Source organism: Vreelandella subterranea, from assembly GCF_900111305.1.
GTDB classification, from domain to species: Bacteria; Pseudomonadota; Gammaproteobacteria; order Pseudomonadales; family Halomonadaceae; genus Vreelandella; species Vreelandella subterranea.
The window spans coordinates 145933-159169 of record NZ_FOGS01000007.1; the positions used below are offsets into that span (position 1 = coordinate 145933).

The window sequence follows — 13237 nt, forward strand, 5'->3', positions numbered from 1 at the left end:
ATATCAATCTCCCGTATATCGCTGGCCGCCGGGGCCATGGCCGGGCCCGTCTCGCCATTGCTGCTCTTGCCTGCGCACGCTGTCGTTGAACGCCTGCTGGCGATCCTGGTCGAGCAGGGCCTGCACCGCTGGGTTCTGAGCAATACGCCGCAGGTTCAGTAGCTCGTCTTGCTGGCGCTGGATAATGCGGGTGGCCACGGCGGAGAGCTCCCAGCGATCGGCTGGCGTCTCGCCGTCGTCGCGCACTTTGCCCAGTCCGTAGCAGCCGCCGCAGGGCAGGGCTTTATTGTTCTTGATGTGGTCGGTGCCAGTGCCCATGCAGACGGTGCAATCATCCGGAGCGACCTCACGCCAGTTTTGCACCCAGTCATCTTGGGTCGTTGCCATTTGAAAGCCTTCATCTAGGTCGTGGAAGATGACTATCCAATGCCCATCAAGCGGGCCGGTACCCTGGTGCTGCGCGATTTCGTGAAACTTTCCGCCGCCGTCCCGGTGGGTGTGTGTTGGCTGGGTCATTGGTGGCACTCGTCTTTGCATTTGCAGTAAGTGCCATAAGCACCGCACTCAAGCGTGCAGTTTTCGTAGTTGCGCTGCTTGCCCACCTGCAGGCCTTCGGCTTGCTGGCGTAGTTCTTTCGCCCTCTGACCCAGCAGTTCAAAAGCTGCGTCCCATCCAGCATCAAAGTCGTCTTCCTGGGGCGTATTCTCATCCGGACCTGACTGAAATTTAACAAGCTCCAGCGCCTCCGCCTGCTTTAGCGCATCGCGGAGGGATAGTGATACGAAAGGGGTATCGTGAAGCGCCTCGCCTATTTGTTCATCGTCTGAACCTGACATGAATATTTTTTTCAACCGATCAAGGTGCGCAGCCAGCGCCGCCTCCCGATCTTCTACCTCGGCAATACGCGCCACCAATGGATTCTTGGGGCACTGCTGATCATGCGCCACGATCTTCGCGTGGGCGTCCGCCATGTCGGTTACCTGGCGTGTGTCGTAGATGATGGTTTCGCCGCAGTAGACGCACATCGCGGCGTGGGTGTTATCGCTCATGATTGATCGCCTCTCGGTGATGGTAGTAGTGGTGGCATATCGCCGGTTTCGTAAGCGCTTTTGACTTGGGGGAGCATCCAGCGGCCAACAGTGCCTCCGTTGGGCAGTACGATGTGCGCCAGGAACTCCTCTTCAAACTCGGTAATGCCTGACTCGACCGCCTCGAGCTTGGCCTTGATGACCAGAGCGAGGGCGCGCCACCGTTGGCGACAGGCTTGCTCCCAGGCTTTGGCGGCTTGTGCTGGCGCACGATCGCGCCCCGTTTCCGTGGTCGTGAATTCGTCGCTGTGGCGGTCGGGCATGGTGAGATCAAAGCGGATCCGGCGGCCGTTCATCTGGAATGCCATGACCGCGGTGTCACCGTCCCACCCGTACATGAAGCCGCTGGCGCCGTAGTGCGAGACGGTCTGCTCGATCTCGGCGCGGCTGCGCTCGTTGGATACGCTGGTTTTTTCTGCGTAGCGGGTCACTTCCCACCTCCCAGCCGCGGCAAACCTTCTTCATCCAGTTGCTCACCGGCGGGGAGAAAGTCAGTTGCTGGCGCACGCTTGAGGATTTTCAGTCGCTCGTTTTCAGCTCGGGCGGTATCGATCACCTGTCCGGAGATCTCACCCACGGCCCTGGAACGCTGAATTTCTTCTTTCAAGGCATCTCCGGAAAGGGTTTCGTCGCCCAGGCGTTCGAGCTGGGCAAACAGGTGGTTGCGTAGGTCATCGATCTTGTTTTTCATACCTGCTTGCTCCTGCGGTTGATTTTGCGATTCAGGGCCCCGCGTAGCTGAATGAGCTGCGGCAGCGGGTCCGGTAAGTTGTGGAAGGTGTTTCGGCGCATGAGATCGGCGCGGCTGATAAGATCCAGGTTGTCTGGCGCAAAGTTGCGCTTGTCACCATCGCGGAAAGTGACGGCATGCCCAGGCGGCACTGGCTTGCCGTGGTGCTTTTCCCATTCGATATGGCTAACTGCTACAAAGTCATGGCGAGTGATGCCTGTATCGGTCATCTTGCGCTCCAGGTAACCGTCCTTCGTGACGCGCTCAGAGCCGATCGGCAACCAGGAGGTAGGGCGCTGGCCTTTTTTGAAGCGGCCACGCTCGCTGCCTGGTGGGCTGAAATGAGTGCCTTTGTTCCAGGGCGCTTGTCCAGGCTTAAAACAGCCGGGCTTTTCCCGCTCCATGTACTCCGCTGATTTCGTCCAGCCGTGTTTGATGGCCGCGTTCTGAATGCCGGACTCAGTGCGGCGGAAGATCCGGCCCAGGGTGACGTTGTCCGTATTCGGGTAGGCCTTTGCTAGGGCGGCCAAGTCTTCCGGCGACCAGGGTTTGCCCTTGTTGGCCAGGTAATCAGTCATGGTTGATCTCCTGTCATTTTGCTGGCATCCGCAATATGGGGTAGCGGACGCGCAAGGGCAGTGCCCTTGGCCAGTTCAATGCAGCGGCTTAAATCCTGGCGACGCTGGCGCTCTTGCTCGCACGCACTCAGGCTGCCGCGCTTGGGTTTGGTGATCAGGTCCATGCCGCGCTTGCCGGACATGTAGCGGCTGTACACGGTGCCGGATGCGATGCCGTAAATCCCGGCTAATTGGAAGAGCGTGACTTCATCGCCGGTGTTCGGGTCGGTGACCAGGTGATCAAGTTTGGGCATGGTCCACCTCCTGGGCGATTTCCTGACGATGCAGCTGCTCGACGTCGACGATCTGCATGCCGACGCGGTGGGCAACGTGCAGCTCGAGGTGCGCGCCTTTGGATGCCTGCCAGCCGGGCAGTAGGGCGATCGTGTCGCAGGTCAGCATCTGCTGAAGATCTTCCCTCAGGTATTCTTCCCAACTGAGGTCTTCAGATTCGCTTTGCTTCTCTGCCGGATTGACGACCTCATAGCCCAGCGCCCGCAGCTGGTGAGCCGTGAGGTGGAACGCGCCATAATTCAGCCCTGGCAGCCCGGTCATGGGGCCGCTGATGTAGATACGTTTCATGCGGTCGGCTCCTGATTGGCGTCGTCATCTGACTCTTCTTCAAGCACCGGCTGTTCGTATTCCATGAGCTCGCAAAGCTCATTGACGACGCCCACCATTCCCTCCACTTCACGCATGGCCATCATCCGCCAATCGTGAACGTCATCGCCTTCGCCGCCATCGTCGTCCGGCTCTTGCGGCTCGAAGTCGATTCCCTTGAAGCGGAATTGGTGCGTCAAGCGGAAGGACATAGCGGCGGGCGGGAAGCTCAGCCCTATCTCTTCCACTTCAAAGCCGTCTTTCAGGTGGCTTAAAAGCTCTTCGTTATTCGCAAGCCACGTGCCTTTGTATGTGACCACCTCAGTAGGCTCCCCCGGCTGCAGCAGGCGCTTAACCCGTGCGTGGTCATCGGGAGCAAGCTTGCCGAAAGGTCTCTTTTCGTCGTCGCCTTGATGTTCAATGGCATCACGCAGGCGGGCGGTAACACCGTTTTTGATGCCGCTTATGTGGATCGTGACGGTCTGAACCTTGCCGGTAAGCTTGACCAGGGCGCCCATGAGGCGCTTAACGTCGCCAGGTGAACTGGTGTTGACGAACAGGTACTCGCTCTCAGGATGGTAAAAGGCCTGGACGTACTTGGTTTTTACAAACGCTTTCTTGCAGATTTCCACGGCGACATCGCCATAAAGCTGGTCGCGCTCTTCGTCATCCAGTGGCTCGCCGCGCTCCTCCTCAATCTCGCTGGCGCGTTTGAAGACCGCCTCGCCGATAGTGCCAGTAGGAATGATCTTTTCCTGGCAGCGCAGGCACAGCGCAAAGCCAGAAGGGAAGTCGGCGACAAGTTCGCCCGCAGCCGCCGGTATAAACGCGTCACGACGGAATTCTGTTTCTGCGATCTCGGCCCAGTCAGCGGCTTCTAGTTGCTGGCGCAGCAAGGCAACCTCAGGCAGGAGGGCTTTTAGTACGATGGCGTTTTTGATCATGGTCATGGTGGCAATCCTTATTGGCTGTCGGGCGTCGGCCAGAGATTGGTGGCATCTGGCGCTTGCATAAAATTCCGGCCGGTCAGTGAACGGCGGTATCGGATGGTTTGGGCTGCTGCAAAGAAAGGGCGGCCGCCGCGTTGCGAACCCAGATAGGTGTTGAGCCGAGCGCGAAGGTCTCGCCGCTCCAAGCAAGCAGCAGGGTGGTACCCATCACGCTGGCGATTGCTTCGGCGGCCGGGGGCGGTACGGCGTTGCCGATACGCTCCCGCCAGCCGCTGTCGCTCAACCCTTCCAGCTCGAGGTGTTCCCATGGGTCGATGAGGCCTTGAAGCGCGGCGAGCTCTAGCGTGGTGAACGGGCGGTGCCAGGTGCCATCGAGAGAGCGGATGACGGCCACCAGCTTTTCGTTGGGTTCGGGCAGGCGTGGGTCGGCTACTGACCAACTGCCGTTATCGTGCCCGGCGGAGGCCGACACGGCGCCGCAGGTGGCTGACCAGGGCACTACGCCGTAGTGGCTCGCTGTTAAGTAGTGGTCGCCTTTTTGCCGCTGCAGGTTGGGGCGTGGGTCTGCTATGCACTGGCCGCTGCCGTGGGCGCCCGTAATACACCGTGCGGAACTCTCCCAGGGCACAATCCGGTAGCAGTTGCTGTGCTTGGCTGGGCCAAGGTGGCGCGGATCCGCAACGCCAAACGCCCCTTGGCCGGTGGTGCTGCCGGAAATAACGGTACCGGAAGACTTCCCCCACTGAGTGATGCCGTATTTACCGTAAGTGGGGCCCTTGCGTCTTGGGTCTGCCACGGCAAACGCCCCTTGGCCAGGTGATTGCTGGCCGGTGATCGCGCCAGTGGGCCCATTCCAGCGGCGAACGCCGTAGGCTTGTCCATCGCGCCACTTGGCGGATTGCTCAAAGCGAGGATCCGCGATCGAGAAAGCGCCGTTGGTTGGTGTGCTACGTCCCGCCACGGTGCCGGTCGTCTCTCCCCACTTATTAACGCCCAGGTAGCCGCTGCGATACTCAGGAACAATCAGGTAATCACGCAGCTGCCCATCTTCCACGGCCAGCTTATTGAGCGATCGCCAGTCGCTGCCCGCTTCCACGAACGCAAGACGTACCCATGTCTTCCACTGCAGGCGTGGGATGCGGTGCATGGCCCCGGCAAGTTCATCACCGGGCATGGGCATGTCGCCCAAGACGTCGCCCACGGCGCGAAGCGGGCGCTTCACCGGCTCATACAGGAAGGGCGGCACTTTCTCGGCATGCCTGGCTACCAGCAAAAATCGCTTGCGGGATTGCGCCAGGCCGCCCAGCTCGCCGCAGTCGTGCGTGGTTTCGGCAACGTGGTACCCGTAGTGCTGGAGCATGGCCACGATCTTGTCGAGTAGTGGGCGCCCGCGGTTTGCAATACGCGGCACGTTCTCGAAAATGATCAGTTCAGCGGGGTCATCCGCAAATGCTTCCAGTGCCAGCCACATGCCGCGCAACGTCAGCCGGTTGAGCGCCTGATATTTGGGCGTGGTGCTGCGTGTCTGGCTCAGCAGCCCTGAGAATCCCTTGCAAGGCGCGCTCAGGAACAGGATGTTCGGTGCCTCGCCGCCAGCGGCCGCTTGAATGTCAGCCGCGGTAGATTCCTGCCAGCCCGCCGGTGGCTCATGGCCATGAAAAGCGGTGAACTGGTCGCGGTCGAACATATCGAGTACCGTACCGGGCGTGCCCGTCATGCGGCCAAAGTCGGCGATCGCGTGGGCGTCTACATCAACGCCACCCAGGCAGCGGAAGCGGGCTTCCATGTTGCCCACCCGGGCGTGGCCGCGGTTGAAGCCTTTCGCGCCGGCGCCCAGACCACAGAACAGATGGAAGTGCTTTACCTCTCGTTTATCAATCATGCTATTTCCCTTCCTGTTTGGTCTGGCCGTCGCCCTTAGCTGGCGCTGGCTTAAATATCCGGTCGAACTGTTCCTGGTCGATCACTGCTTGTATTCCTTCCAAACGGTTCGCGTGGCAGGCTTTTTGCCGCGAAGTACATGCACCTTCACCGGGTGGCGGATATGCAGCCCGCGTGCCCGCCCGCTGCGTTGCGCTATTTCAATGAACTGGTTGGCAAACTGGGGCGCATCGAATGAACTGCTGAGCGGAACGGCACGGTTGCCCTCCATGATCTTTTTGAAACGCTCCTGCACGCGTGCCTCGAACTCCTCCACGGACTCCAGTGGATGGGGGGGGGTAGAGGCGCGGGCCAGCTGCATGGCTTTACATTCGGTCATGCCGTATACGCGGAAGGTGCTCATGCGGCCTCCTGCTTTGCAGCGTCGTACTGCTGGATCGCCCAGACGATGGCGTAGCAGCAGATGAGGTAGTGATGATCAAAGTCGGTGCAGTCGCATTCCCAGAAATCGGTTAGGTCTAAGGCCTCGTTATCCCAGTCCAGAACCGCCTGCGCCGCTTCCTCTTTGAAATTACCGAACTCTAGAACCTCATGATTTAGCTTTGCGCGAACTCCGGCAACACGGGCTTCGTCGTCCTGAACTTCCGCCCAGTACTCAAACTCCCTCAAAATGTTTCGCTTGAAGGCCTCTTCGCACCACACCTTGGCAAACTGAGATCCACCGCTACCGCCTGCCTTTAGCTTTCCAGCCCAATAGCTGGCGTTGATGTGGAGCCCTGGCTTTTCCGATCGGAAGAACTCGAACATGTCCGGCACGCGGCTGAACATGAAGTCGCCCATGTCGCCAGCGATGGCTAGGTACCCTGGCCAAGTGACGATGTTGAAGTGGTAGATAGATGAGCCCTTATGGCTAAAGCGCAGGTGGCGATACTTGCCGTTATCCTGCAGCACTTCCATGGAGTGGTTTGCTACGTTTTCCATGAACTCTTCTAGCGCTAAATCTGCATTAGTCGTCATCGTCATCACCTCAAAACTGAACAAGTTGGTTGGCGGGCGCCGTGTCCGGCATCGCGTAGCGAGATGACCAACTTGTAAGGAATTCTTGTGAGTTCAGCGCGGGCCCGGCTGGCCGCATACCTGGGCACTGCTCCTCGACGTTGATGCTCTCGTCCCAGTCGCGGTGGCCGGTGCGGTTTTCCAGCGGAACGCCGCGGGCTTCCTCGGCGGCATACACCGCCACGCCCTCGCAATACTGCGTGATGCTTTGCTCTTGCTCGGCGTTGGTGTCGTTGCCCGCCAGGGCGGCCATGGTTCCGATGATCGTGCCCAGGGCCACTGCCCAGAGGCCGTTTTTGGTTTGCTGTTTCATGCCGCTTGCTCCTGGTCGGTGTTGGTTTCATCTGGGTGTGGATCGAGGCTGATGCGGCCCTCGACGTGCGCGCGCCACAGCACGTTGCGCAGGGCAATGCGGGCAGCGATCTCGGTGGGTAGCGCGCCGTTCATGCGGACGATGATTCGCGTGCCTTCCTTGCCAACAAACGCGGGCAAGTAGCCGCCGCCAAGTACCGGCTCGGCAGAGATGACGGTGCTGTGCAGGGTGTAGCCGTCTCGCATGGCGAATAGCCGCCAGTGCTGGATGACAAAGCGGAGGCTGATGACGTGAGTCAGGCTCATGCGTCACCGCCTTGGCTGTCTTGCAGCAGCGACTCGAGGTGCTTGTACATCGCGCCCAGCTGTTCGCGGCAATATTCCCGACCTTCCTCGGCATCGGTCATGCCGCCCCAGCCAGGCACGGTGATCGCGCTCAAATTGCAGTTCATGGCCACCGCCTCGGGGTCGGTGTGTGTCTTGCCCGCTGGCATGGTGACGATGCGCCAGCCGAAGTAGTCACGCTCACCGCTCAGGGTGGTGTAGGTGTGATAGCGGCCGTGGAGGGCGACATCGAGCGCCAGCTCATGGATTGCGTGGATCATGAGGCGCATATCGCCCGGTAGTTGCTGGGAGGCGTTGGGTTGGATGCTCATGCGTAGAGGCTCCCGTTGTCGCGGCGGGCGAGGGTACGGCTGGCGCTTACTTGAGTACGGGTGCGCATCGGCGGGCGGTGGCGCATGGGCTCGACGTCGGGGTTGATGCCGCCGATGATCAGCGCCAGCAGGAACGGAGCTAGAAGGGCAAAGCAAGAGATTCGTTCTATCCAGCGCCGGTTCATGGCCTCTGCAACAGCGGCGGTACCGCGTGTCACGTTGAGCTTCTGATAGGCGCGTTCTAGGCAGTGCTTGACGGTGGTTGGCTGGCGCCCCACTGCCTTGGCGATTTCCTTTTGAGTGCAGCCGTTAGCGAGGTGGAGCAGGTAAGTTGCTTCCATGCGCGTAAAGCCCAGTCCTCCACGCTCCGCGTTGATTGTTGCTTGCCAGTTGCCGTGTGTGATTTGCATGGGTTTATCCCTTTGCCTGTATTCGATGATCTAAAATATAGGCAAACACATAATAAAGGTCAATAGGTATTCCTATATTTGTTGTTTAGGCACAAAAAAACCGCCTCGGCTGGCGGTGATTATTGATTTGGCAAGCAACAAAACCGCCTGAAACGGGAGGCAGTCTTCAGGAGGAATTAGGCGGGTTGGGCTATCCGGTGCTTAAGTTTGCGCTGCAAGTCGGTCACGTTATCCAGGCTTTGCACCATGTCGTTAGCCGCGTTCATTAGGCGAGCACCGTCAGCCCTTGGTAGGGTGTAGAAATCGGAACAGACCACAAACGAATCGAAGTCATGGGAGTTCTGGATGAGGTGCTGCATCACAATGGTGGAGATGCGGGCGCGATCTGCTGTATTGACGCCAAACAGGTATAGCGGTCTTCCTGGTGTTTTAATATGAAAATCAATCGGGTATAAGCTAGCGTTTTCTATATTAGGCACGATGTAGTCTTCTTCAATGTCATCGGCAGACACCACATCGAGCAATATGCTTTTAAGGTCTTCTTTGAACGTCGATTCAACCCTGGACTTCGACCATAGCCCTAAGTCTTCAATCCGAGAGGCGCTTTGGCCAATCTGAAACAAGCCGTTTAGTAGCCGATCGGCCTGAACTTCCGTGTATATCTCCCCATCCTCTTCTCGAACCCCTGACTCTGTGAGGATTTGATCAAACAGCTTGCCACGTGGTCCTGTGAGCAGCGTATTGGTGTCGTTATCGTAGCTCAGTCGCATCAGCGTACTGCCCATATCGGAGAGCCGCCACCCGCCTTCTGCACGCTTTAAGTAGATCGTGTGATGGTCTCCATCGCGGCCGGTTAGAGGCAGAGAGACCCGGATGAAGTCGTTTTTTTCAGACACGCGAACATCCGCGCAAAACGCGGTGCACAAGTGCTGTTTTAAAGACTCCACATTGATGGTCATGTTTGCGGCGAACCTCCAAAAAGGTCGTTGTGTACATCGCTTAGTGGGTTGCTATCTGGGAATATGATTGAGCAGTCGTGGCAAAGTGCCTCGATAGCGCCCTCCAGCGACGTGTAGCGGTCCGTTGTTTCAGCGTAATGCTCAGGTTTCCTGCCCGCTTGAATGTAGCGGTGTGTGGCACGATGAATATGGCAGCGCTCGTGAATAATATCGCTGCTCTCAAGGGGGTTGGAATGCGTGTGATCACTTCCATTATAGCGGCAAAGCGTTAAGTTGTGTTCCTTGCCTTTTGGGTGAATAAACCGCAGCCCGCATGAAAAGGCGTCCTCTATCCGCATGTTCTGGCGAATGTACATCTCAAAGTGCTTACCGCAAGCTGACACGAGCTTGTAATTTCGCTGTCGGGACCCTTTCTGCTCTTTCCAGTGCGCCCTGGGATTTTGCACCCGCTTTTCGACACTCAACAGCGTGGAAATTTCCTCGTCTGTGAATACCGTATCATCCATGGGTCTCTCCTAGCGTTGGCGTTATTTATTTTTTTAGTGCATGGCCCCGCCGCGCCATACGACTTTACCAATGATGGGTACCTGGCAGACGGAAGCCGAATCGATCAGTTCATCCCGATAAAGCGCTTTGTTGGGATTGTCGCTGCTTAAGACCCATTCGCCAGTCACATGCTGAATAAGCCGCTTGATGCTGATGCTGTCGTCTGGCCGCCGGATAGCGAAGACCTTGCCATTGACTGGCGAGGTAGCCCCATGGTCGATCAGCACGACATCCCCGCTGACAATGTAGGGCTCCATGCTGTCGCCATCGGCATAAATAACGCTCAATCGTTCAGGCTTTGCCCCAATCTTGGCGAGCCATTCTCGCTTAAAGGCCAGGTCGCCTTTTACCTCAACGTGATCGTTCAGGTAACCATTGCCGTTTTCACCCCGGGCGCTGAGTTGAGGGATAAGCGCATAGTCATCAGTCGAGGGTGGTGTCTCAGTGGCGTAAGAAGCACCCCCATCCTTAACACCTGGAACCATCTCGCCTTTTCCAGTGGCAAGCCATAACGCGCTTACGCCCAGTTCATGCGCAATCTGAGTCGAAAAGGATGTCGACTTTGATTTGCCGCGCTCCAAATCGGAAATGCTGGTCTGCTGCACGCCAATTCGTGTGGCGAGTTCTGCTTGGTTAAGGCCAGCGTGCTTCCTGGCTGCTTTGAGGCGGTCTTTGAATTCCATAAGCATTTTTATATAGGTGCGCCCATATACTTGCAAACGGGTTTGCCTATACCTAATATATAGGTATTCCTATTTTGGAGCGCCCAAAGATGAGCCAAACCTCTACCTTCCAAAGCTTGGTGGGTTACTTCGGTACGCAGATAAAAACAGCTGAGCTGCTGAAGGTTGATCAAGCAACCGTTTCAGGGTGGGTGCGTGGCAAGCACGGCATGTCTCCTGCGGTTGCGCTGCGTGCCCAAAAGCTGACCGGTGGGGCGTTTACCGCCGCGCAGCTTTGCCCGTCTGTGTTTACCGAGCCACCGCTAGATGAGGTGGCCTCTCAATGATTCAAGTCTATGCAAATCAGCCGTCTAAAACATCGGCCGCGATGGGCCTGTTCGGGCGTACAGTGTTTTGGGGGTGGTTATGAGCAAGCTACTACGCCGCATTGCCATCGTGATTCGACTCACTCGCGCTGGCCGTGGTGCAGAGCTGGATCGTGTAGTCGCCAGAATGGAGCAGGGGGGGCATTTTGAAGGCGCTGTTGGTGAAATGCTTTTTGCATTAATGCCCTGCCGCAAGAATGGCTGGCTCGAGCGTTCCTTGCGGGGAGGCGATAACCGCCTTACCAGCGAAGAGCTTCAAAGCATCGGCCGTGGTTGGGCGCATCGTGTGCAGCGTTATGTCAAAGCGACGCGCCACCGTTCCAGCAGCGGGGGTGAGTAAATGCTATCGCCCGTTGTTAACCGCAGCTATCAAGTCGTCTATATCGCCCCGAAGGCTCGCGCCCAAATCGCCATCCATCAGGCTTTCAAGCTCTGCCATCGCCTCAAATCTCGGGTCAATATCAGGGTCTCGGTTAGTGTTTATGGCCGTCTCGATTCGCTCGATCCTGCCAAGCATTTCTGCCTGCATTACCAGCACGGCTTTAAGCATTTTCTGTGTGTCGTTTTCAGCCACGTCGTTTTCCTTCAGTTGGTGGGTGGTGTTGCAGCTTCCACCTTAGCGGGTGACGGCGTGGCTTTCTATTTGTGGGGTGCGCCATGACCGAAGAACGCGCCTTCCGCGGTGTCTGGATACCCGCTGAAATCTGGCTGAATCGCGATCTCTCACTGCAAGAGAAAGTGATGCTGATCGAGATCGATAGCCTTCAGCACCCCCAGAAGGGCTGTTTCAAGTCCAACAAGAAGCTGGCCGAGTTCTTCGGCCTGTCGCCAAATCGTGTTTCTGAAGTGATCAGCTCGCTCAAAAAGAAGGGCTGGATTCGCGTCGACCAGGTGCGTGAAGGCAAGCAAATTGTCGAACGCCGCATCTTCATGAGCCGCCCGCTGGAAACGGGAGATAAGGGTACTCGGAAAACCGAAGGGGGGTATTCGGAAAATCGTGAGAACCCTACTCGAAATCTCGAAGGGGGGTATTCGGAAAATACGGAGAACCCTACTCGAAATCCCGAAGAGGGGTATTCGGAAAACAGGGAAGAGAGGGGTTCAGGTTTAGGGGGTCAGTTAGAGGGGTCCAGTAAGAGGGTTGCGCCTGGGGCAAGCCCAGCCGCTGCCGAGGGTGATTATCTGGACGCTGACGAACAAGACCCAGCCCCCAGTGCCTCGCAGGAATCATCCGCCGATCTGCTGGCGCGCATTCCTGCCGACATGCCCGGTACCCGAGACCCCAACGCCAAGACGTTCAAGCCTTGGGCCAACTACGCCTGTGCTTACCGAGCGCGTTACGGCACATGGCCGGTCTGGAACCAGAAGGCCGCGGCGAACATGAGTCAGCTGGTCGAGCGGGTGGGTGCCGACCGAGCTCCGGCCGTGGCCGCGTACTACCTGAAGCTCAACAGCCAGTTTTACACCGCCCGCATGCACCCCGTTGGCCTGCTGCTGCAGGACTGCGAATCCATCACCACTCAACTCACCACCGGGCAGCAAGTGACCCAGGCCAAGGCCCGCCAGGTCGACAGCACCCAAACCAACCTGAGCAACGCGGAGGAGGCCAAGCGGATCATGGCCGAGCGCCGCCAACAGCAGGAGTCTTCGACATGCCATTGACCGACCACGAAGCCGACCAGGTGGTGGAACTGGTGTACGCCACCGCCGAAGTGCTGGGGCAGGAGATCCGCCCAGCCGCCGCGGCCCTGATTGCCGACGACCTCAACGCCTACCCGTTCGCCGAGATTGGTCGAGCGCTGGCGCGGTGCCGTGCCGAGCTACACGGCAAGCTGACCCTGGCGGCGATCATTGAGCGCTTACCCAGCGCGAACGCTCATTTGAGCGGTAACGAGGCCTGGGCGCTGGCGCTGCACAGCACCGATGAGCAGGAGACCGTGGTGTGGACGCCGGAGATTGCCCGGGCCTTCGCCGCTGCCAAGCCGGTGCTGGACGGTCGCGACAAGGTAGGTGCCCGGATGGCGTTCCTCGCCGCGTATGAGCGTGAGCTGGCCGCCGCAAAAGCGGAAGCCCGCCAGCCCGAGTGGCAGGTATCGCTTGGCCATGACCCGATGCGCCGCGAGATCGTACTCAACGATGCCGTGAGTGCCGGAAAGCTACCCGCGCCCAAGGTTGCGCATCTGCTGCCGCCGCCTGACAAGCCGGTGACCGAGGAGGGCAAGCGCCAGCGCAAGAAGGTGGTGAGCCACCTACGCGACATCATCAACCAGCCGGTCGACAGCAAGGCCCAGCAGCGCCGCGAAGCGCGGGAACGGGAAGAGGCCCGCCGCCGTGAACTGTTAGCACAAGCAGGCGAGCCCCTGGCCGCCACGGGAGGGCGTTAA

General features: G+C 58.5%; 23 protein-coding genes and 1 pseudogene. 5 read left to right on the forward strand and 19 right to left on the reverse strand.

Annotated elements, in window-relative coordinates:
• Positions 1 to 3: 3 nt before the first annotated feature.
• The 19 genes and pseudogenes from BMX75_RS11540 to BMX75_RS18240 form a co-directional block, all read right to left on the reverse strand.
• Positions 4 to 516: a hypothetical protein gene (locus tag BMX75_RS11540; protein WP_092828069.1), complete on the reverse strand. Its 513-nt coding sequence runs from the start codon at positions 514 to 516 to the stop codon at positions 4 to 6.
• The gene (locus BMX75_RS11545) at positions 513 to 1049 is read right to left on the reverse strand and encodes a hypothetical protein (RefSeq protein WP_092828071.1); all 537 of its coding nucleotides are present in this window, start codon (positions 1047 to 1049) and stop codon (positions 513 to 515) included. Before BMX75_RS11545 ends, BMX75_RS11540 begins: the two co-directional genes overlap by 4 nt.
• Positions 1046 to 1519, reverse strand: coding sequence for a hypothetical protein (locus BMX75_RS11550; RefSeq protein ID WP_092828073.1), 474 nt, complete (start codon positions 1517 to 1519; stop codon positions 1046 to 1048). The genes BMX75_RS11545 and BMX75_RS11550 overlap by 4 nt, the downstream gene beginning before the upstream one ends.
• Positions 1516 to 1779: a hypothetical protein gene (locus BMX75_RS11555; protein ID WP_092828075.1), complete on the reverse strand. Its 264-nt coding sequence runs from the start codon at positions 1777 to 1779 to the stop codon at positions 1516 to 1518. Before BMX75_RS11555 ends, BMX75_RS11550 begins: the two co-directional genes overlap by 4 nt.
• On the reverse strand, positions 1776 to 2396 hold the full coding sequence (locus BMX75_RS11560; protein ID WP_092828077.1) for an HNH endonuclease signature motif containing protein: 621 nt from the start codon (positions 2394 to 2396) through the stop codon (positions 1776 to 1778). Before BMX75_RS11560 ends, BMX75_RS11555 begins: the two co-directional genes overlap by 4 nt.
• The gene (locus BMX75_RS11565) at positions 2393 to 2689 is read right to left on the reverse strand and encodes a hypothetical protein (RefSeq protein ID WP_092828079.1); all 297 of its coding nucleotides are present in this window, start codon (positions 2687 to 2689) and stop codon (positions 2393 to 2395) included. Before BMX75_RS11565 ends, BMX75_RS11560 begins: the two co-directional genes overlap by 4 nt.
• The gene (locus tag BMX75_RS11570) at positions 2676 to 3017 is read right to left on the reverse strand and encodes a DUF4406 domain-containing protein (RefSeq protein ID WP_092828081.1); all 342 of its coding nucleotides are present in this window, start codon (positions 3015 to 3017) and stop codon (positions 2676 to 2678) included. Before BMX75_RS11570 ends, BMX75_RS11565 begins: the two co-directional genes overlap by 14 nt.
• The gene (gene rdgC, locus BMX75_RS11575; protein WP_092828083.1) at positions 3014 to 3985 is read right to left on the reverse strand and encodes a recombination-associated protein RdgC; all 972 of its coding nucleotides are present in this window, start codon (positions 3983 to 3985) and stop codon (positions 3014 to 3016) included. Before rdgC ends, BMX75_RS11570 begins: the two co-directional genes overlap by 4 nt.
• 76 nt (positions 3986 to 4061) lie before the next feature.
• Positions 4062 to 5867 (reverse strand): DNA cytosine methyltransferase, encoded by a 1806-nt coding sequence (locus tag BMX75_RS11580; RefSeq protein WP_092828085.1) that lies wholly within the window; start codon positions 5865 to 5867, stop codon positions 4062 to 4064.
• 81 nt (positions 5868 to 5948) lie between these two features.
• A complete protein-coding gene (locus BMX75_RS11585) occupies positions 5949 to 6269 on the reverse strand; it encodes a hypothetical protein (protein WP_092828087.1) in 321 nt (106 codons plus the stop codon).
• Positions 6266 to 6883 (reverse strand): nitroreductase family protein, encoded by a 618-nt coding sequence (locus BMX75_RS11590; RefSeq protein WP_092828089.1) that lies wholly within the window; start codon positions 6881 to 6883, stop codon positions 6266 to 6268. Before BMX75_RS11590 ends, BMX75_RS11585 begins: the two co-directional genes overlap by 4 nt.
• 10 nt (positions 6884 to 6893) lie before the next feature.
• Positions 6894 to 7235, reverse strand: coding sequence for a hypothetical protein (locus BMX75_RS11595; RefSeq protein WP_092828091.1), 342 nt, complete (start codon positions 7233 to 7235; stop codon positions 6894 to 6896).
• The gene (locus BMX75_RS11600; protein ID WP_092828093.1) at positions 7232 to 7540 is read right to left on the reverse strand and encodes a hypothetical protein; all 309 of its coding nucleotides are present in this window, start codon (positions 7538 to 7540) and stop codon (positions 7232 to 7234) included. Before BMX75_RS11600 ends, BMX75_RS11595 begins: the two co-directional genes overlap by 4 nt.
• Positions 7537 to 7890 carry a hypothetical protein gene (locus BMX75_RS11605; RefSeq protein ID WP_092828095.1) on the reverse strand — a complete coding sequence of 118 codons (354 nt, stop codon included), beginning with the start codon at positions 7888 to 7890 and terminating at the stop codon, positions 7537 to 7539. Before BMX75_RS11605 ends, BMX75_RS11600 begins: the two co-directional genes overlap by 4 nt.
• Complete coding sequence (locus BMX75_RS11610) at positions 7887 to 8300, reverse strand: response regulator transcription factor (protein ID WP_092828097.1); 414 nt, start codon at positions 8298 to 8300, stop codon at positions 7887 to 7889. Before BMX75_RS11610 ends, BMX75_RS11605 begins: the two co-directional genes overlap by 4 nt.
• Before the next feature lie 176 nt (positions 8301 to 8476).
• On the reverse strand, positions 8477 to 9259 hold the full coding sequence (locus tag BMX75_RS11615) for a DUF1828 domain-containing protein (protein ID WP_092828099.1): 783 nt from the start codon (positions 9257 to 9259) through the stop codon (positions 8477 to 8479).
• Positions 9256 to 9765 (reverse strand): hypothetical protein, encoded by a 510-nt coding sequence (locus BMX75_RS11620; protein ID WP_092828101.1) that lies wholly within the window; start codon positions 9763 to 9765, stop codon positions 9256 to 9258. The genes BMX75_RS11615 and BMX75_RS11620 overlap by 4 nt, the downstream gene beginning before the upstream one ends.
• Before the next feature lie 33 nt (positions 9766 to 9798).
• Positions 9799 to 10290 (reverse strand): S24 family peptidase, encoded by a 492-nt coding sequence (locus BMX75_RS11625; protein WP_245748525.1) that lies wholly within the window; start codon positions 10288 to 10290, stop codon positions 9799 to 9801.
• Positions 10291 to 10299: 9 nt separating this feature from the next.
• Positions 10300 to 10494 (reverse strand): annotated as a pseudogene (locus tag BMX75_RS18240) (helix-turn-helix transcriptional regulator); the annotation flags it as partial.
• A gap of 83 nt (positions 10495 to 10577) precedes the next feature.
• Here BMX75_RS18240 and BMX75_RS11630 point away from each other — a divergent pair.
• The 5 genes from BMX75_RS11630 (at position 10578) to BMX75_RS11650 (ending at position 13237) form a co-directional block, all read left to right on the forward strand.
• Positions 10578 to 10814 carry a YdaS family helix-turn-helix protein gene (locus tag BMX75_RS11630; protein ID WP_092828103.1) on the forward strand — a complete coding sequence of 79 codons (237 nt, stop codon included), beginning with the start codon at positions 10578 to 10580 and terminating at the stop codon, positions 10812 to 10814.
• Between the two features lie 79 nt (positions 10815 to 10893).
• On the forward strand, positions 10894 to 11193 hold the full coding sequence (locus BMX75_RS11635; RefSeq protein WP_092828105.1) for a hypothetical protein: 300 nt from the start codon (positions 10894 to 10896) through the stop codon (positions 11191 to 11193).
• Positions 11194 to 11514, forward strand: a complete 321-nt coding sequence (locus BMX75_RS17970) for a hypothetical protein (RefSeq protein ID WP_139197163.1) — start codon at positions 11194 to 11196, stop codon at positions 11512 to 11514.
• Entirely contained in the window at positions 11511 to 12515 is a 1005-nt protein-coding gene (locus tag BMX75_RS11645; protein WP_092828109.1) for a helix-turn-helix domain-containing protein, read from the forward strand. The genes BMX75_RS17970 and BMX75_RS11645 overlap by 4 nt, the downstream gene beginning before the upstream one ends.
• Positions 12506 to 13237 (forward strand): hypothetical protein, encoded by a 732-nt coding sequence (locus BMX75_RS11650; protein ID WP_092828111.1) that lies wholly within the window; start codon positions 12506 to 12508, stop codon positions 13235 to 13237. Before BMX75_RS11645 ends, BMX75_RS11650 begins: the two co-directional genes overlap by 10 nt.